A 17860-nucleotide genomic window follows, 5' to 3' on the forward strand; every position below is an offset into this window, starting at 1 on the left:
CCGCGACGGGGCCGGCCTCGAGTCCAGCCGGACTCGCATAGGAGCCGCACCCGCACCATCTGGGACGCCGAGGGGTCGCCAGGCCCTCCCCGGGTCCTGCCTCTCCCCTCCACATCCCTTTGAGAGCCCCTGTGCACCTCCTAGAGGCGCTGAGAGAGGGAAAAGGCGTAAGGGGTCGTTCGGTACCTCCCTCGCGCCGCACGCGTCCTCCCAGCGCCTCGAATACCTCGGATCACCGCCTCCTGCAGGCCGTTCCCCGCGACGCGGGATGTCAGGCGCACGAGGAGACGCTCGAAACGCCGAAGGCCCCGGACCCTCCCTGAGGAGGTTCCGGGGCCTTCGGCGGGCCTCGTGACCGAGGCGCGTGCGGAGTCCCTAGTGGGCGTGGTTGCCGCGGCTGTACTCGTAGACCCAGCCGGCCAGTGCCACGATCGCCACGGGGACGATCACCATGAGGATCCACCAGTCGATCGCCAGCGCCATGAACGCGATGGCGCAGGAGATGCCCAGCAGCAGCGGCCACCAGCTCCACGGGGAGTAGAAGCCGTAGTCGCCGGCCGCGTCCACGACCTCACCGTCCAGGTTGTCGGACGGCTGGTCCGGGTGCCTGCGATCGGTGTAGATGAAGAAGAACGCCAGGAAGGCCGACATCAGGGACGTCAGGATCAGGGCCGGGAAGCCGACGAGTTCCTCGAAGTTGGTCATGATGCCGTAGACCAGCGTCACGGGGATGAGGAAGACGAACAGCAGCCCGAAGATGATTCCGTTTTCGCGCATTCGTTGACTCCTAGGAATTCACCGTGGCTGCCGCCTTGCGGGCGGCGGCTGCGACGTCGTGGTTGGTGGACAGCTCCGGGTGGTGCAGGTCCAGCGCCGGGCGCTCGGACCGGATGCGGGGCAGAGCCGAGAAGTTCTGCCGCGGGGGCGGGCACGAGGTGGCCCACTCCAGCGAACCGCCGAAGCCCCAGGGGTCGTCCACCTCGACCTTGCGGCCGTTGCGCATCGTGACGTACACGTTCCACAGGAACGGGATCATGGACGTCGCGAGGATCATCGCGCCGATGGTCGAGAGCTGGTTCATCCACTCGAAGCCGTCCTCCACGAGGTAGTCGGCGTAGCGACGCGGCATGCCGTCCACACCCAGCCAGTGCTGGACGAGGAAGGTGGTGTGGAAGCCGATGAACAGCAGCCAGAAGTGGATCTTGCCGAGGCGCTCGTTGAGCATGCGCCCGGTGAACTTGGGCCACCAGAAGTAGCACGCCGCGAACGCGGAGAACACGACCGTGCCGAACACCGTGTAGTGGAAGTGCGCCACCACGAAGTAGGTGTCGGAGAGGTGGAAGTCCAGCGGCGGGGTCGCCAGGATGATGCCGGTGATGCCGCCGAAGAGGAAGGTGATCAGGAAGCCGAAGACCCACAGCATGGGCGTCTCGAACGTCAGCGATCCCTGCCAGAGCGTTCCGATCCAGTTGAAGAACTTCACGCCGGTCGGCACCGCGATCATCATGGTCATGAACGCGAAGAACGGGAGCATGACCGCGCCGGTCACGTACATGTGGTGCGCCCAGACGGTCACGGACAGCGCGGCGATCGCGATGGTCGCGTACACCAGGCCCTTGTAGCCGAAGATGGGCTTGCGACTGAACACCGGGATGATCTCCGAGACGATGCCGAAGAAGGGCAGCGCCAGGATGTACACCTCGGGGTGTCCGAAGAACCAGAACAGGTGTTGCCAGAGCATGGCTCCACCGTTCTCCGGGTCGAAGATGTGGCCGCCCAGCCTCCGGTCCATGCCGAGGGCGAAGAGCGCCGCCGCGAAGGGCGGGAAGACCATGATGACCAGGATCGCGGTGATCAGGCTGGTCCAGGTGAAGATCGGCATGCGCCACATGGTCATGCCCGGGGCGCGCATGCACAGGATCGTGGTGATGAAGTTGACGCCGCCCATGATGGTGCCGAAGCCCTGCAGGGCCAGGCCGAAGACCCATAGGTCACCGCCCACCGCCGGACTGTACGTGGTGGAGTTCAGGGGCGCGTAGGCGAACCACCCGAAGGACGCGGCGCCCTGCGGGGTGACGAAGCCGGCGATCGCGATGATCGAGCCGAACAGGAAGAACCAGAAGGCCAGCGCGTTGAGTCGCGGGAAGGCGACGTCGGGGGCGCCGATCTGCAGGGGCACGATCACGTTGGCGAAGCCGATGAACACCGGCGTGCCGAACATCAGCAGCATCAGGGTGCCGTGCATCGTGAACAGCTGGTTGAACTGCTCCTTGGTCTCCAGGATCTGCATGCCCGGGGCGAAGAGCTCGAGGCGCATGACCAGGGCCATGACGCCGGCGAGGCAGAAGAACACGAAGGACGTGATCAGGTACATGTAGCCGATCACCTTGTGATCGGTGGACGTGATCCAGTTGACCACGACCCGCCCCTTGGTGCGAGGGACGGTGCGCGGGGCGACCCTGGCTTCGTCCGTTGAATACTCGAATGTAGACACCGGTACTCCCCTAGCTGGTTTCGTTCATGTTGGGGTTGCGGTTGTACTCGTCGCCGAGTCGACCGTTGTTGCCCTCGTTGCTGAGCTGCTGCATGTAGGCGTCGTACTCGGCCTGCGGGACCACGCGGACGTTGAACAGCATCTCGGAGTGGTACTCGCCGCAGAGCTCGGCGCACTTGCCCTGGTACTCGCCGGCGCCGCCGGTCTCGAAGCTCATGTAGTTGGTCTGACCCGGGATGGTGTCGATCTTCTGCAGGAAGGCCGGGATCCAGAACGAGTGGTTCACGTCGCGGGACTTCAGGACGAGCTCGACCTCGGAGTTCTCCGGCAGGTACATCTCGGGAAGGGTCTCCTCGACGCCGTCCTCACCGGTCAGGTGGGCCTGCACACCGGAGGAGTAGACGTCCGAGTCGAGGTAGTTGAAGTCCCACGCCCACTGCTTGCCGTAGACCTCGACGGTGACGTCCGGGTCGTCCCAGCGGGCGTCGATCTCGCGCTCGACGCGGTCGGAGAAGGAGAAGAGGCTGACGATCAGCACGATCGGGATCAGCGTGTAGAGGATCTCGAGGGGCAGGTGGTACCCCATCTGACGGGGATACCCCGTGTCCTCCTTGCGGCGACGGTAGGCGATGATGCACCAGAGGATGAGCCCCCAGGTGATCAGGCCGACGACCAGCGCGGCGATCCATGAACCGATCCAGAGATCCATGATCGTGTCGACGTGGTTGGTGGTGCCCCGCTCCGTGGGCAGGAACCCGCGCTGGGCGATGTCACCGCACCCCGTCATCAGCAGAGCTACGGCCGCGGATGAGCCAATGGCTGCAGTGCCCTTGACCCACCTGGAGCCGGTCCGATTCTGCGAACTCACAGACTGACCTTCCTCTTCTTTCCATGCGTGTGATTGAACTGCCGCCGCGCGGGTCCTCAGGCACCGGAAGCCGCAGTCGCAATGTCTGTGCCTCATCTTACCCGCACCCGGGAGTTCGCACTGACAACGTGTCACCAGGGTAACCCCTCCGCGGCGGGTTTGCGGGCTCCGACATCTCGCCCCGGCTCGTCCTGCCGCGGTCCGCGGCGGGACCTGTGAGTCCTGACACGAAGCGGCCCCTCCCCGCGAGGCGGGAAGGGGCCGCTGACCAGCAGGCCGGACGGGCCTAGCTGAAGGAGTCGCCGCACGCGCAGGAGCCCTGCGCGTTGGGGTTGTCGATCGAGAATCCCTGCTTCTGGATGGTGTCCTCGAAGTCGATGGTCGAGCCCCCCAGGTACGGGACGCTCATGCGGTCGACGATGACCTCGACGCCGTCGAAGTCCCGCACGGCGTCGCCGTCCAGGAACCGCTCGTCGAAGTAGAGCTGGTAGATCAGGCCCGAGCAGCCGCCGGGCTGCACGGCGACGCGCAGCCGCAGGTCGGTCCGGCCCTCCTGCTCCAGGAGCGAGCGGACCTTCTGGGCCGCCACCTCGGTCAGGACGACGCCGTGGGTGGGCAGCTCGGTCTCGGTGTTCTCAGTCGCTACGGTCATGGATGCTCCTTAGCCTCTCGTGCATTGTCCAGAGTACGCGCCGGTCTCCTGCCAGCGTTAACGCCCGCCTCGGGTCGGCTATTCCCCGCGGTTCGGGTCCGCTCTCGGCCGCGGTCCGGGGCAGCCGTTCCCCCTGCGGTCCAGGTCGGCTAGTCCCCCGCGGTCCGGGTCCGCGCCATCCCCAGCAGGAAGGTCGCCTCGGACTCGATGGCCTTGAAGAAGTCCGGCAGGTACAGCGACTCGTTGGCGCTGTGGGCCCGCGTGTCCGGATCCTCGACGCCGGTGATGAGGATCGCGGCGTCGGGGAACGTCTCGGTCAGGGAGGCGACGAAGGGGATCGAGCCGCCGAGCCCGGTGAGGGCCGGCTCCACGCCCCAGGTGCTGCGCATGGCCTCCAGGACCGCGCGGGCCGCGGGCGAGGAGGTGTCGGCCTCAAATGGGCTCCCGGCCTCCCCCGCCTCGTACTCGACCTCCGCGCCCCACGGGGCGTGGGCCCGCAGGTGCTCCTCCAGGAGCCGGTGCGCCTCGTGCGGGTCCTGCCCCGGGGCGAGTCGCAGGCTGATCCGGGCGCGCGAAGACGCCGCGAGCGTGTTCGAGGACCGGTCCACCGGGGTGATGTCCATGCCGATGACGGAGAGGGCGGGCTGGCTCCACAGGCGCGAGGCGATCGAGCCGCGACCGGTCAGGCGCAGGCGGTCGGGGACGCCGGCGTCGCGGCGGAAGTCCTCCTCCGGGTAGTCCAGCTCCGGCTCCGGGGCGCGGACCAGGCCGGAGACGGCGACGGCGCCGTCGTCGTCGTGCAGGCTGGCCAGCAGGCGCACCATGGCCGTGTTCGCGTCCACCAGCGGACCGCCGAAGACGCCCGAGTGCAGCGCGTGGCCCAGCGCCCGCAGCCGCACCGTGCCCGAGACCACGCCCCGCAGGCTCGTGGTGAGGGCCGGCACGCCCTGCTTCCAGTTGGCGGAGTCGGCGACGACGATCGCGTCCGCCGCGAGCCGGTCCCGGTGCTCCGCCAGGAAGCTCTCGAAGCTCGGCGAGCCGGCCTCCTCCTCCCCCTCCACGAACAGGGTGATGCCGATGCCGGGGTCCTCCTCGCCCCGCTCGAGCAGCGCGCGGACGGCGGCGATGTGGACCATGACGCCGGCCTTGTCGTCGGCGGCGCCGCGGCCGTAGAGCCGGTCGCCCACCGGCGTGGCCCGGAAGGGCTCCGTGTCCCACTCGTCCGGGTCGGAGACCGGCTGGACGTCGTGGTGGGCGTAGAGCATGACCGTGGGCTGGCCGGGAGCGGCGCGACGGCGGGCGACGACTGCGGGCATCCCCTGCTCGCCGTCGGGCCGGGCGGAGGTGAGGATCTCGACCTCGGGCAGGCCGGCCTCCTCGGCCAGCTGCGCGACCGCGCGGGCGCTGCGCCACACCTCCCCGGCGTCGCGGACGTCCCAGGCCACCGAGGGGATCTCCACGACCGCTGCGAGCTCGGCGAGGATCCGCTCGTGCTGCCCCTCCAGGCTCTCGCGCAGCTCGGCGGCTCCGCGGTCACCGGGGTGTTCGTCAGGGTTCTGGTGCTGCTCGTCGTTCGTCATGGGGACACCCTATGCCCGCGGCTGGTGAGGCGACAGGCGGACACGGGTACCATGGAGGGGTGTTCGGTATGAAGAAGAGAAACTCGACGGCCGAGGCGGCTCCCCCGGCCCCGCAGGAGAAGACCGCCGCCCAGCCGGTGGGCAAGGGCCGGCCCACCCCCACCCGCAGGGAGCAGGAGGCCGCCCGCCGGCGTCCCCTGGTCCCCGACGACCGCAAGGCGGCCAAGCAGGCGAGCCGGGAAGCGGCCCGCGAGGCCCGCGTCCGGCAGAACCAAGCGATGCAGACCGGCGACGACCGCTACCTCCCCATCCGGGACCGCGGACCGCAGCGCCGCTTCCTCCGCGACTCCGTGGACTCCCGGTACAACGTGGGCGACTTCTTCCTCATCATGCTCATCATCGTCTTCGTGCTGGGGCTGTTCCTGCCCCCGCAGATCCAGCAGTACTCGATGATCTTCATGTGGGCCATCATCATCGTCTGGGCCGTGGACACCTTCACCAAGTGGCGCGGCATCAAGAGGCGCATCACGGAGAAGTTCGGCAGCGTCGAGCCCGGCTCGGCCTGGTACACCGTCAACCGCATGATGATGATCCGGCGCCTGCGCCTTCCCAAGCCCCAGGTGAGCCGGGGCGAGCGGCCCGCCTAGGTCCCTCACCCAGGCGCGCGAACGCCCGGGCCCGACGCCGCATCCACGCGGCGCCCGGCCCGGGCGTCGTCGTTCCCGGGATCCGTCCCGGCTGATTCCGGGGCGAGCCCGTTCGTCAGCCGGCCAGGAGCTTCTTCAGGCCCCGGTTGATACGCGCCGCCCAGAAGGGGCCCTCGTAGAGGAACGCCGTGTAGCCCTGCACCAGGGTCGCGCCGCTGCGGAGGCGCTCGTGCACGTCCTCCGCCGTGGTGACCCCGCCCACCGAGATGAGGGTGAGGTCCGGGCCCACGATCTCGCGCAGCCGCCGCAGCACCTCGAGCGACCGCGGGGCCAGCGGCTCGCCGGAGAGCCCTCCCTCCCCGCACGCGTAGACGGCCGAGGGGTCGCTGACCAGGCCGAGGCTCTCCCGTTCGATCGTGGTGTTGGTGGCGATGATGCCGTCGAGGCCGAGCTCCACCGCGAGCTCGGCGATCTCGGTCAGCTGCCCGTCGGTGAGGTCCGGGGCGATCTTGACCAGCAGGGGCACGTGCCGGTCCGTCACGCGGTCTGCCTCGCGGCGCACGGCCTCCAGGAGGGGCGCCAGGCTCTCCCGGGCCTGCAGGGTGCGCAGCCCCGGGGTGTTCGGGGAGCTGACGTTGACCACCAGGTAGTCCGCCTGGGGCGCCAGCGTGCGCGTGCTCTCGAGGTAGTCCTCGACCGCGTCCTCCAGCGGCACCGCCTTCGTCTTGCCGATGTTCACGCCCACGATCGGCCGGGTCCCGGCGTCGCCGTACTGCTCGTCGTAGTCCGCGTGCGCCGCGGCCAGGCGGGGGCCCACGGCCGCGGCGCCGTCGTTGTTGAAGCCCATCCGGTTGACCACGGCGCGGTCCTCGACCAGCCGGAAGAGCCGCGGGGCGGGGTTGCCGGGCTGGGCCCGCCCGGTCACGGTCCCCACCTCGACGTGGCCGAACCCCAGGTCCGTCAGGGCGACGACGCCGGTGGCCCCCTTGTCGAAGCCGGCTGCAAGGCCGAATGGGGACGGGAACCGCAGCCCCATCGCCACCGTCTCGAGCGAGCGGTCCGGGCGCGCGATCGCCCGGATCGCCCGGGAGGCCCCGCTGTGCTTGCTCGCCTTGATCCCCGAGAAGCCGAGGTGGTGGGCTCGCTCGGCGTCCATGCCGGAGAACGCGATCTTGAAGAAGGCCGGATAGATACGGGGCACGATGTCTCCTGATCTGGGCCGGCCCGGGGACCGGCGTGTATGAGGTTAAAGTCGAACTTTAATGAATAACGTTTAACTCAAGCTTGAGGTTTAGCCGCGTCGATGGCGGCGCCGTAGCGCCGGTCGCGCCGCGCGTACTCCTCCACCGCCCGCCAGAGGACCAGCCGGTCCACATCCGGCCAGAGCACGTCCATGAACACCATCTCCGCGTAGGCGCTCTGCCACAGCAGGAAGTTGGAGAAGCGCTGCTCTCCGGAGGTGCGCAGGAAGAGGTCGACGTCGGGCACGTCCGGCTCGTCCAGGTAACGGGCGAAGGACTTCTCGGTGACCTGCGAGCCCTTGATGCGCCCGGCCGCGGCGTCCTCGGCGATCCGCGCCGCGGCGTCGGCGATCTCCGCTCGCCCCCCGTAGTTGACGCACATGACCAGGGTGCAGACGGTGTTGCCCGCGGTCTCCCGCTCGCACTGCTCCAGTTGCCGGATGACCGACTTCCAGAGCCGTGGCCGCCGCCCCGCCCAGCGGATGCGCACGCCCCACGAGTTGAGGGTGTCCAGCTGGCGCACCAGGACGTCGGTGCAGAAGCGCATCAGGAAGGTCACCTCGTCGACCGAGCGCTTCCAGTTCTCCGTGGAGAAGGCGTAGGCGCTGACGTAGCCGATGCCCATCTCGATGGCGCCGGCGACGACGTCGAGCAGCGCCTGCTCCCCCGCCTTGTGCCCCTCGTTGCGCGGCAGCCCGCGCTCGTTGGCCCAGCGGCCGTTGCCGTCCATGACCACGGCCACGTGCCGCGGCACGAAGCGGGCCGGGATGGCGGGAGGCCTGCTCCCCGAGGGGTGGGCGGAGGGGGTCACGACGGTCATGAGGGCCTTTCCAGCAGGGAGAACGAACGGAATTCTCGCTCCACGTGCCACTGTACATAACGCCGCACGAGCTTCCCCGCGCGGTCGCGCACCCCCGGCTCGGGGTCGGCGTCGAGCAGGTCCCAGCGCCCGCCCGCGGCGGCCCTCAGGTACGCCAGGGTCTCCTCGGCCAGCGGCCGGTCCCCGGCGGTCCTGCAGGCGTCGCAGATCGCGCCGCCGTCGGCCTGGGACCAGGAGTGCAGCGGCCCCTCGCTCCCGCAGCGGGCGCAGGAGTCGAGCTCCACGTGCCACCCGGAGACGGCCATGGCGCGCAGGAGGTAGGAGGTCAGGACGTCGTCGGGGAGGTGCTCGCCCCGGGCCAGGACGCCGACGGCCCCCACGGTCAGGTTGAACAGGCGCGGGTCCCCGGCCTCGACCGCCAGGCCCAGCTGCTCCGCGACCTCGCAGATCGAGCAGGCGCTGGTGTAGCGGTCCCAGTCCGCGACCACGGGCGCCGAGTAGGCGCGGCGTGTGACCGCCTGGGTCACGGTCTCCAGGTTCCGGCCGTGGGCCAGGGAGACGTCGGTGAACATGAACGGCTCGAGCCGCGCCCCCAGCTTGGAGGAGCTCTTGCGCACGCCCTTGGCGACGGCGCGCACCACGCCCTGCCGGGGGCTGATGCCGATCACGATGCGGTCGGCCTCGCCGAGCTGCTGCGTCCTCAGGATGAGCAGGGTGTCCCGGTAGGCGTGGGGGTGGGAGGGTGAGGTGGACACGGACCCATTATCCCATCCGGACGCGCGAAGGGCGCGCCGGAGCGCGCCCTTCGCCTCGTGCCGCGTCCGCGGATCAGCGCAGCGCGCGGTTGACCGCGGAGACGACCGCCTTCAGCCCGGCGCGGGTCGTGTTGGCGTCGATGCCCACGCCCCACAGGACCCGGTCCCCCACGGCTGCCTCGATGTAGCTGGCCGCCTGGGCGTACTGCCCGGCCGAGAGCGCGTGCTCGGAGTAGTCCAGGATCCGCACGTCCACGCCCTCGCGGGACAGGATCTGGGTCAGCGCGTCGATGGGGCCGTTGCCCACCGCGGAGCGCTCGTACTCGTGCTCGCCGACCTGCAGCGTGATGCGCAGGGTCGTGTCACCGGCGTCGCGCGCCTCGGTGTTCATCGACACGATGCGGAACCGGCCCCACCGGCGCTTCGCGTCGTCCTCGGCCGGCAGGTACTCGTCCTTGAAGATGTCCCAGAGCGCGACGCTGGTGACCTCCCCGCCCTCCGAGTCGGTGCGGTGCTGCACGACCGAGGAGAACTCGACCTGCGCCCGCTTGGGCATGTCCAGTCCCTTCTGCTGCTTGAGCAGGTAGGCGACGCCGCCCTTGCCCGACTGCGAGTTCACGCGGATGACCGCCTCGTAGTTGCGGCCCAGGTCGTGCGGGTCGATGGGCAGGTAGGGAACCTCCCAGACCATGTCCTCGATGTCGGTGCCGGTCGCCTCGCTCTGGCGGGCCATCGCGTCGAAGCCCTTCTTGATCGCGTCCTGGTGCGAGCCGGAGAAGGCTGTGAACACCAGCTCGCCGCCGTAGGGGGCGCGCTCGTGGACCTTCAGCTGGTTGCAGTACTCGACCGTCTGGCGGATGTCGTCGATGTCCGAGAAGTCGATCTGCGGGTCGATCCCCTGGGTCAGCAGGTTCAGGCCCAGCGTCACCAGGTCGACGTTGCCGGTCCGCTCGCCGTTGCCGAACAGGCAGCCCTCGATGCGGTCGGCGCCGGCCAGGTAGCCCAGCTCGGCGGCGGCCACGCCGGTCCCCCGGTCGTTGTGCGGGTGCAGGGACAGCACCACGTTCTCGCGGTGGTCCAGGTGGCGGCTCATCCACTCGATCGAGTCGGCGTAGACGTTCGGCGTCGCCATCTCGACCGTGGCGGGCAGGTTGATGATGACCTGACGGTCGTCCCCGATGCCCAGCTCGGCGGTCACGGCGTTGGCCACGCGCACCGCGTACTCGACCTCGGTGCCGGTGAACGACTCCGGGGAGTACTGGTAGGTGATCGGGACCGAGGTGCGCATCTGCTCCTCGTACTTCGCGCACAGGCGCGCGCCGGTCAGCGCGATGTCCAGGATGGCGTCCTGGTCGGCCTGGAAGACGACCTTGCGCTGGACCACCGAGGTGGAGTTGTAGAAGTGGACGATGGCCGAGGGCGCGCCCTCGATGGCCTCGTAGGTGCGCTCGATCAGGTGCTCGCGGCACTGGACCAGCACCTGGATGGTGACGTCGTCCGGGATGTAGCCGTCCTCGATGAGGGTGCGGACGAAGTTGAAGTCCGTCTGCGAGGCGGAGGGGAAGCCGACCTCGATCTCCTTGTACCCCATGCGCACCAGCAGCTTGAACATCGCGAGCTTGCGGTCGATGTCCATGGGGTCGACAAGCGCCTGGTTGCCGTCGCGCAGGTCCACGGCGCACCAGCGCGGGGCCTGCGTCATGACCTTGTCGGGCCAGGTGCGGTCCGGCAGCTCGACCGTGATCTGGTCCTGGAAGGGACGGTACTTGTGGGAGGGCATCGGCGATGCCTGCTGAACGTTTCGCACGGTGGGGTTCCTTCGTGAATCCTCGAGATGGTTGCGGCCGGCGCAACGAGTAACCCGCAGCGAGATGGCGGCCTGACTGACGTTACGAGGCCTCGCTGCGGCAGCTAAGGAGTAGTGCCCATCCGGTGACGTTCATCTGCTCAACGTACCACCGGTGCTCGCGGCGGCGCGCCGCGCCCCCGCCGGGGTCTCACATCCTGGACCGCCCTGGCGGGCCGCGATCGGCGCATCAGGCGGGTCGCGGCCGGCGGGTCAGGCGGGTTGGGCGGGCCGCGGTCCGCCGGTTCAGGCGGGCCGCAGCCGGCGGGTCAGTAGGAGAAGGCCTGCTGGCAGGTCTCCTGGTCGGCCGTCTGGCCCGAGGCCCCGCCGACGATCCCCTGGTCCTCCCCGGACTCCTGCTGCTCGATCCGCTCGCCCTCCGTGAAGTCCTGCCCCACGTACAGCGCGACGCCGAGGTAGCCCTCGTCCGGCTGCACCTGCGCCGCCGGGATGCCGAACTTGTCCGCGACCTCCTGGGCCTCCGCCTCGTAGCCGGTGCTGTAGTACACGGTGCTGCCCGGGTACTCGACCCCGGCCTCCTGAGCGGCGACGGTCAGGTAGCCCATCGACTCCACGAGGTCCGCGACGTTGTCCGCCCGGCCGGTCTCGCCGGAGGCGTTCAGGACCGAGACCGGGGTCGAGCGGTCCGGCTGCTCCTCCGGGGCCTGCGCGGAGGGCTCGGGCGCGGCGGACTCCTCCTGCTCCTGCCCGCCGTCGGCCAGGGAGCCGCCGGAGCGCATGGTCGCGAAGACCTGGTCGGCGTCGGCCGCGAGCTGCAGCTTGTTGGCGTCGTAGAGGTAGGGCTCGGTGGGCGCCGTGGCGAAGACCACCCGGTTGAGGTCGATGCCGGCCAGCTCGCGGCCGATCCCCACGAACGTGCCGGGATCGGCGAAGCCCTCGTCGACCGTGACGTTCTGCGTGATCGCCTCGGCGATGTCGTAGAGCTTGCCCGGGTTGCTGAGCGTCCCCTCCGCCTTGACCTTGCGCATGAGCGAGGCCATGAAGCCCTGCTGGGCCTGGATGCGCCCGATGTCGGACCCGTCGCCGAACCCGTGGCGGGAGCGCAGGAAGGCCAGCGCCTGCTCGCCCTCGACCGTCGAGGAGCCGGCGGGGATGTCCAGGCCGGAGTACTCGTCGTCGATCGCCTCGGTCACGCAGACCTGGACGCCGCCCACCACCGAGCTCAGCTCCTTGACGGCGTTGAAGTCCACCAGCATGAAGTGGTCGATGTCGACGCCGGTCAGCTCGTTGATCGTCGCAACGGTGCAGCCCGGGCCGCCGTGGTCGAGGGACTCGTTGATCTGGACGTCGTCGGCCGCGGGGAACACCGTCCCCGACTCGGGGTTGGTGCACTCCGGGATCGAGACCATGAGGTCGCGCGGGAAGGAGACCACGTTGACGTTCTGCCGGTCCTCGCTGATCTGCATCAGCATCATGACGTCGGAGCGCGCGCCGGACTCCTGGTCCAGCGCGTCGCCGTAGTCGGAGTTCTGCCCGCCGCGGGTGTCCGACCCGATGACCAGGATGTTCAGGGGCCCGTCCACGGTGTCCCCCGCGTCGTCCGAGGAGGAGCCGCCGAGGTTAAGCGCCTCGGTCGAGACGTTCTGCTGCAGCCTCAGCGCGGCGACGCCGCCGGCGCCCACCACGACCAGGAGCAGCGAGACGCAGCACAGCGCGATCCACAGCCCGTGACGGGACCTGGCCACGCCGTTGCTGAAGTGGCGTCCCCGCGCGGTGAGGCGCGGCGCCGTCCGCTCGTCCGGGCCGTGGTGCGTCTGCGTCACGAGAGAAACTCCTGGTCGATGGACTGTTCTAGCGAACATTGTAGGCATCGACGCTGAACGTTCGCGCCAAGCCCGCCGCGCGGGGCCCGGCTCAGAAGCCCAGGCGCCCCAGCGCGCGGGGATCCCGCTGCCAGTCCTTGGCCACCTTCACGTGGATGCTCAGGTAGACCCTGGTGCCCAGCAGGGCCTCGATGCCGCCCCGGGCGGTGGTGCCGATCTCCCGCAGGCGGGCGCCGCGCTTGCCGATGATGATGGCCTTCTGGGACTCGCGCTCGACGTAGAGGTTCACGTGCACGTCGATCATCGGGTCGTCCTCGGGGCGGTCCTCGCGCTCGATCATCTCCTCCACGGTCACCGCCACCGAGTGGGGCAGCTCGTCGCGGACGCCCTCGAGAGCGGCCTCGCGAACCAGCTCGGCGACCATCACGGCCTCCGGCTCGTCGGTCAGGTCGCCCTCCGGGTACAGCGGGGGCGAGTCGGGCAGGTACGTGCTCAGGAGGTCGGCGACCGCCTCGACCTGGTAGCCCTGCACCGCGGAGACGGGGATGATGTCCGCCCAGCCGCCCTGTCCGTCGTCGTGCGCCGGGGTTTCGGAGGGGCGGGGACCGGCGTCGCGGGAGAACGGGCCCGGGGCCTTCTTCTTCTTGCCGCCGCGGCGCTGGGGGTCGGCCTGGCGCCGGCGGCGCTCCTCGCGGGCCGCGCGCTCGGCGGTCATGGTCTCGTTGCCGAGCCGGGAGACCTCGAGCAGCTGCTCGGCCAGGCGCTCCGGGCTGACGGCGTCGGACTTGGTGACGATCGCGACGACCGGCTTGCTGCCCGAGGCGGCCAGCTGGGAGGCGATGAAGCGGTCGCCGGGGCCGATCCGTTCGTCGGCGGGGATGCAGAAGCCGATGACGTCGACCTCGGCCAGGGTCTCCCCGACCAGGTCGTTCAGCCGCTCGCCGAGGAGGGTCCGCGGGCGGTGCAGCCCGGGGGTGTCGATGAGGATCAGCTGGGAGTGCTCCCGGTGAACGATGCCGCGGACGGTGTGCCGGGTGGTCTGCGGGCGGTTCGAGGTGATCGCGACCTTCTGCCCGACCAGCGCGTTGGTCAGCGTCGACTTGCCCGCGTTGGGGCGTCCGACGAGCACGGCGAACCCGGCGACGTAGTCCTCGGGCACGGCTGCGAATTCCATGGTCACTCCTCGGGCCCTCGGGCCTGCTCGTCGTCGTTCTCGCCCGGCTCCTGCCAGGCCAGCACCGTCCCCACCCGGTTGCGGCGCCCCTCGAGCCTAACCGCTGTGAGGTGGATGCCGTATATCTCGGCGCTCGAGCCCGCGATGGGGACCCGGCCGATGGCCTTGGCGAGCAGGCCGCCCACGGTGTCGACGTCGTCGTCGTCCAGGTCGACGTCGAACAGCTCGCCCAGGTCCCCCACGCTCATCCGAGCGCTGACCCGGTACTCGCCCTCGGCGATGCGCTCGACCTCCGGGATCGCGGCGTCGTACTCGTCGACGATCTCGCCGACCAGCTCCTCGATGAGGTCCTCCAGGGTCACCAGGCCCGCGGTGCCGCCGTACTCGTCGACGACGACGGCGATGTGCGTGCCCTCCCGCTGCATCTGCGGCAGCAGCTCGGAGACCTTCTGCGACTCGGGCACGAAGCGGGCGGGACGCAGCAGGTGGTGGACCCCGCGCCGCTGCGCCTCCCCACGCTCCTGCAGGATCTCCTCGGCGACGTCCTTGAGGTAGAGGAAGCCGCGGACGTCGTCGATGTCCTCGCCCAGGACGGGGATGCGCGAGTATCCGGAGCGCAGGAACAGGCTCAGGGCCTCCTCGAGGGAGTCCTGGGCGTCCGCGGTCACGGTGTCGGTGCGCGGGACCATGACGGCCCGGATGCGGGTGTCGTCGAGCTCGAAGATCGAGTGCAGCATGGCCGCCTCGCTGTCCTCGATGATGTCCCGGGTCGAGGCGCGGTCCACGAACTCCCGCAGCTCCTCCTCGGTGAAGAAGCCCGCGGAGTCGTCCGTGGCCGGCGCGAGGCGGGCGCCGCCGCGCATCAGGCCGCGGGCCACGGGGCCCACGACCACGGTCAGCGCGCGCAGCAGGCCCGCCGTGGCCGAGGCGACGCGCAGCGGGTGCGAGCGGCCCACGTGCCGCGGGGAGACGCCGATGACCACGAAGCCGACCAGCGTGGCCACCAGGACCGCGACGAGTCCGGCCAGCCACGGCTCGCGGAAGAGGTCGAGCATCAGCAGGACCAGCAGCACCGTGAACAGGCTCTCGCACAGGATCCGCACGAGCCGCAGCGTGTGCATGTGGTCGCGGGGCTCGGCCAGGATCCGGCGCAGCGCACCGCGGCCGGGCTCCTCCGCGACCTTCTCCGCCTCGTGGCGCGGCAGGTAGGTGAAGGCGGACTCGGTGGCCGTGAGCAGGAAGGCCACGCCGATGAGCACCATGATCGCGATGATCAGCAGGGTGGGGAGCATGGGCGGTTAGTGCCTCGTCTCGACGGGCGCGGGGCGGCCGAGGAACTCCTCGAGGATGCGCCGCTGGATGCCGAACATCTCGCGCTCCTCCTCGGCCGTGCGGTGGTCGTAGCCGAGGCAGTGGAGGATGCCGTGGACGGTGAGCAGGCACAGCTCGTCGGAGGTGCTGTGGCCCGCGGCGCTCGCCTGCTCGGCGGCGACCTGGGGGCACAGCACGATGTCGCCGAGCGTGCCCTCGCTGGGCTCCTCCGGGGTGCCCGGGAGCATCTCGTCCATCGGGAAGGACATGACGTCGGTCGGGCCGGGCAGGTCCATCCAGCGCACGTGCAGCTCGGCCATCTCCTCCGCCGGGACGGCCGCGATCGACAGCTCGGTCGCCGGGTCCAGGTGGAGGCGCTCGAAGGCGAGGGCCGTCAGCGCGGTCAGCCGCGCGGCGTCGAGCTCGGCGAAGGCGGGGCGCTGCTCCTCCGGGACGTCCTCCCGGATCTCGACGTCGACGTTCACGCGCCGGCCTCCGCGTCCTGGGAGGCGCCGGGCCCGCGGCCCTCCGACGCGGCGGGACCGGTCCCCCGGGGCCCGCGGCGTCGCCGGGACGGCCCGCCGGCCTGCTCGGCCTCCTCCCAGCGGCTGTAGGCGGTCACGATGTCGCTCACGAGCTGGTGGCGCACGACGTCGACCGCCTCGAGCTCGGTGAAGTGGATGTCCTCCACGCCGTCCAGGATGCGGCGCACCTGGCGCAGGCCCGACGCCGCGCCGTTGGGCAGGTCGACCTGCGTCACGTCGCCGGTGATCACCATCTTGGAGCCGAAGCCCAGGCGGGTCAGGAACATCTTCATCTGCTCGATGGTGGTGTTCTGCGCCTCGTCGAGCACGATGAAGGCGTCGTTGAGGGTCCGCCCGCGCATGTACGCCAGCGGGGCCACCTCGATCGTGCCCGCCTCCATGAGCCGCGGGATGGACTCGGGCTCCATCATGTCGTGCAGCGCGTCGAAGAGCGGGCGCAGGTACGGGTCGATCTTCTCGTTGAGGCTGCCGGGCAGGAAGCCCAGCCGCTCCCCCGCCTCGACCGCCGGCCGGGTCAGGATGATGCGGTTGACCTCCTTGGCCTGCAGGGCCTGCACGGCCTTGGCCATCGCGAGGTAGGTCTTGCCGGTGCCCGCCGGCCCGATCCCGAAGGTCACGGTGTGCGCGTCGATCGCGTCCACGTAGCTGGACTGGTTCACGGTCTTGGGCCGGATCTTGCGGCCGCGGCTCGAGAGGATGTTCTGGGTCATCGTCGGCGTCGCGGTGCTCATGTTGCGGATCAGCAGGTCAACGATCCGCTTGACGACCTGCGCGGTGATGACGGTCTCCTGCCGGGCCAGGGCCTCGAGCTCCTCGAGCAGCCGGATGACGACGTCGACCTGGGCCGAGGGCCCGGTGACGGAGATCTCCAGCTCGCGCACGCGCAGTGAGATCCCGGGGAAGGCCTGCTCGATGACGAGGACCGAGGAGTCCTGCGGCCCCAAGGACTGGACCATGGAGTCGCGGGACGCGAAGTCGAAGGTGCGGGAGACGGACAGCGGCCGGGTCACGCCGGCGGGCGTAGATGACATGGACGGTGACGGAACCTCTCGGATCATGGATCTGCTGTGTCGTGGTGTTCCCAGCCTACTAGGCGCGGTGCCGGGGATGACGGGTTGTCCGCCGATAGGATGAAAGGACGACGACCTTCGTCAGCCGCCGGAGAGCACGCAGGAGGAACGCCCGCCCATGGCACCACGCTTCGCCCGCCCCGCGGCGATCGCCTGCGTCGCGCTGCTGGCGGTCTCCGGGTGCTCGCTCCTGGACGGGCCGGAGGAGGACCCGAGCGGGTCGCTGCGGGACTCCTCCTCGAGCCTCTCGGTGCCGCTGTACTGGATCGGGCAGCCCGGGCCGAGCCCGCACCTGTTCCGCGAGTACGTGCCCCTCGCCCCCGACGAGACGACCGCGCCGGGCGACGTCGTGGCCATCGCCGTGTCGATGATGTCCCGCATGCGCCCCGCCGACCCCGACTACGAGAACCCGTGGTCGCCGGCGAGCTCCGTGGGCAGCTCCGTCTCCTCCGACGGCACCCTGACCCTGGACGTCTCCTCGGACATGTTCCCGGAGGACCTCGACGCCGACGCCGCGCGCATGGCCCTCCAGCAGCTGATCTACACCGCGACCGCCACCGCCTCCAGCGCCAACGTGCTCGGCCCGGACGGGACCGGCTCCGTGGTCGTGCTCGTGGACGGGCGGGCCGGGCACTCGTTCGCCGGCAAGACGCTCGGCTCGCCCATGGGGCGTGACGACGGCGCCCGCGCGCCCCTGTGGGTGATCGACCCGGCCTTCGGGCAGGTGCACTCGCGCGAGGTCGGCTTCAAGCTGGTGGCCGAACGCGTCGCGGCGACCGTCCACTGGCGCCTGAGCGATGCCGACGGGACCATCGAGGAGCAGGTGGTGGACCTGCACGATGACGGCTCGGGCCCCCACGAGATCCAGTTCGACCGCGTGCTGGAGCCCGGCGACTACACCATCGAGGCGTTCGTGCCCAACGAGGACGTCTACGAGGAGCGGCTCGTGGACCCCTCGGAGCCGGTCAGCATCTGGGACGACCACGACTTCACCGTGAGTGACGGGGACGTCGACGTCCCCACGCCGCAGGACGCCTAGGCGGCGCCCCGGGGCACACCGGCGACCCGGCCGA

16 protein-coding genes are annotated in these 17860 nt (G+C 70.2%); 2 read left to right on the plus strand and 14 right to left on the minus strand.

Annotated features, from left to right (window positions below; genetic code table 11):
* Positions 1-375: 375 nt before the first annotated feature.
* The 5 genes from NBM05_RS00770 to NBM05_RS00790 form a co-directional block, all read right to left on the minus strand.
* Positions 376-777, minus strand: a complete 402-nt coding sequence (locus NBM05_RS00770; protein ID WP_254164295.1) for a cytochrome c oxidase subunit 4 — start codon at positions 775-777, stop codon at positions 376-378.
* A 10-nt stretch (positions 778-787) separates the two neighbouring features.
* Positions 788-2494: an aa3-type cytochrome oxidase subunit I gene (ctaD, locus tag NBM05_RS00775; protein ID WP_254164297.1), complete on the minus strand. Its 1707-nt coding sequence runs from the start codon at positions 2492-2494 to the stop codon at positions 788-790.
* Positions 2495-2504: 10 nt separating this feature from the next.
* Entirely contained in the window at positions 2505-3362 is an 858-nt protein-coding gene (gene ctaC, locus NBM05_RS00780) for an aa3-type cytochrome oxidase subunit II (RefSeq protein ID WP_254164305.1), read from the minus strand.
* A gap of 286 nt (positions 3363-3648) precedes the next feature.
* Positions 3649-4014: a HesB/IscA family protein gene (locus NBM05_RS00785; RefSeq protein WP_254164307.1), complete on the minus strand. Its 366-nt coding sequence runs from the start codon at positions 4012-4014 to the stop codon at positions 3649-3651.
* A gap of 149 nt (positions 4015-4163) precedes the next feature.
* The gene (locus NBM05_RS00790; RefSeq protein ID WP_254164309.1) at positions 4164-5594 is read right to left on the minus strand and encodes a dipeptidase; all 1431 of its coding nucleotides are present in this window, start codon (positions 5592-5594) and stop codon (positions 4164-4166) included.
* A gap of 68 nt (positions 5595-5662) precedes the next feature.
* Between NBM05_RS00790 and NBM05_RS00795 the strand changes: the two genes are divergently transcribed.
* The gene (locus tag NBM05_RS00795; protein ID WP_254164311.1) at positions 5663-6241 is read left to right on the plus strand and encodes a DUF3043 domain-containing protein; all 579 of its coding nucleotides are present in this window, start codon (positions 5663-5665) and stop codon (positions 6239-6241) included.
* A 115-nt stretch (positions 6242-6356) separates the two neighbouring features.
* Here NBM05_RS00795 and NBM05_RS00800 read toward each other — a convergent pair whose 3' ends face one another.
* From NBM05_RS00800 to NBM05_RS00840, 9 genes are all read right to left on the minus strand, one after another.
* Positions 6357-7397 carry a quinone-dependent dihydroorotate dehydrogenase gene (locus tag NBM05_RS00800; RefSeq protein WP_254164393.1) on the minus strand — a complete coding sequence of 347 codons (1041 nt, stop codon included), beginning with the start codon at positions 7395-7397 and terminating at the stop codon, positions 6357-6359.
* Positions 7398-7519: 122 nt separating this feature from the next.
* Positions 7520-8302, minus strand: coding sequence for an isoprenyl transferase (locus NBM05_RS00805; RefSeq protein WP_254164313.1), 783 nt, complete (start codon positions 8300-8302; stop codon positions 7520-7522).
* Positions 8299-9057, minus strand: coding sequence for a DNA repair protein RecO (recO, locus tag NBM05_RS00810; RefSeq protein ID WP_254164315.1), 759 nt, complete (start codon positions 9055-9057; stop codon positions 8299-8301). Before recO ends, NBM05_RS00805 begins: the two co-directional genes overlap by 4 nt.
* Before the next feature lie 73 nt (positions 9058-9130).
* A complete protein-coding gene (gene leuA / locus NBM05_RS00815) occupies positions 9131-10864 on the minus strand; it encodes a 2-isopropylmalate synthase (protein WP_254164317.1) in 1734 nt (577 codons plus the stop codon).
* Between the two features lie 308 nt (positions 10865-11172).
* Positions 11173-12687 (minus strand): LCP family protein, encoded by a 1515-nt coding sequence (locus tag NBM05_RS00820; protein ID WP_254164319.1) that lies wholly within the window; start codon positions 12685-12687, stop codon positions 11173-11175.
* A 91-nt stretch (positions 12688-12778) separates the two neighbouring features.
* Positions 12779-13861, minus strand: a complete 1083-nt coding sequence (locus tag NBM05_RS00825) for a GTPase Era (protein ID WP_254164321.1) — start codon at positions 13859-13861, stop codon at positions 12779-12781.
* A 2-nt stretch (positions 13862-13863) separates the two neighbouring features.
* Positions 13864-15153: a hemolysin family protein gene (locus tag NBM05_RS00830; protein WP_254164323.1), complete on the minus strand. Its 1290-nt coding sequence runs from the start codon at positions 15151-15153 to the stop codon at positions 13864-13866.
* 6 nt (positions 15154-15159) lie between these two features.
* Positions 15160-15657 carry an rRNA maturation RNase YbeY gene (gene ybeY, locus NBM05_RS00835; RefSeq protein ID WP_309248085.1) on the minus strand — a complete coding sequence of 166 codons (498 nt, stop codon included), beginning with the start codon at positions 15655-15657 and terminating at the stop codon, positions 15160-15162.
* Positions 15654-16748: a PhoH family protein gene (locus NBM05_RS00840; protein ID WP_254164325.1), complete on the minus strand. Its 1095-nt coding sequence runs from the start codon at positions 16746-16748 to the stop codon at positions 15654-15656. The genes ybeY and NBM05_RS00840 overlap by 4 nt, the downstream gene beginning before the upstream one ends.
* 157 nt (positions 16749-16905) lie before the next feature.
* Between NBM05_RS00840 and NBM05_RS00845 the strand changes: the two genes are divergently transcribed.
* Positions 16906-17826, plus strand: a complete 921-nt coding sequence (locus NBM05_RS00845) for a GerMN domain-containing protein (RefSeq protein WP_254164327.1) — start codon at positions 16906-16908, stop codon at positions 17824-17826.
* Positions 17827-17860: the final 34 nt, after the last annotated feature.

Origin of the sequence: Rothia santali, from assembly GCF_024199905.1 — a bacterium.
GTDB classification, from domain to species: Bacteria; Actinomycetota; Actinomycetes; order Actinomycetales; family Micrococcaceae; genus Rothia; species Rothia santali.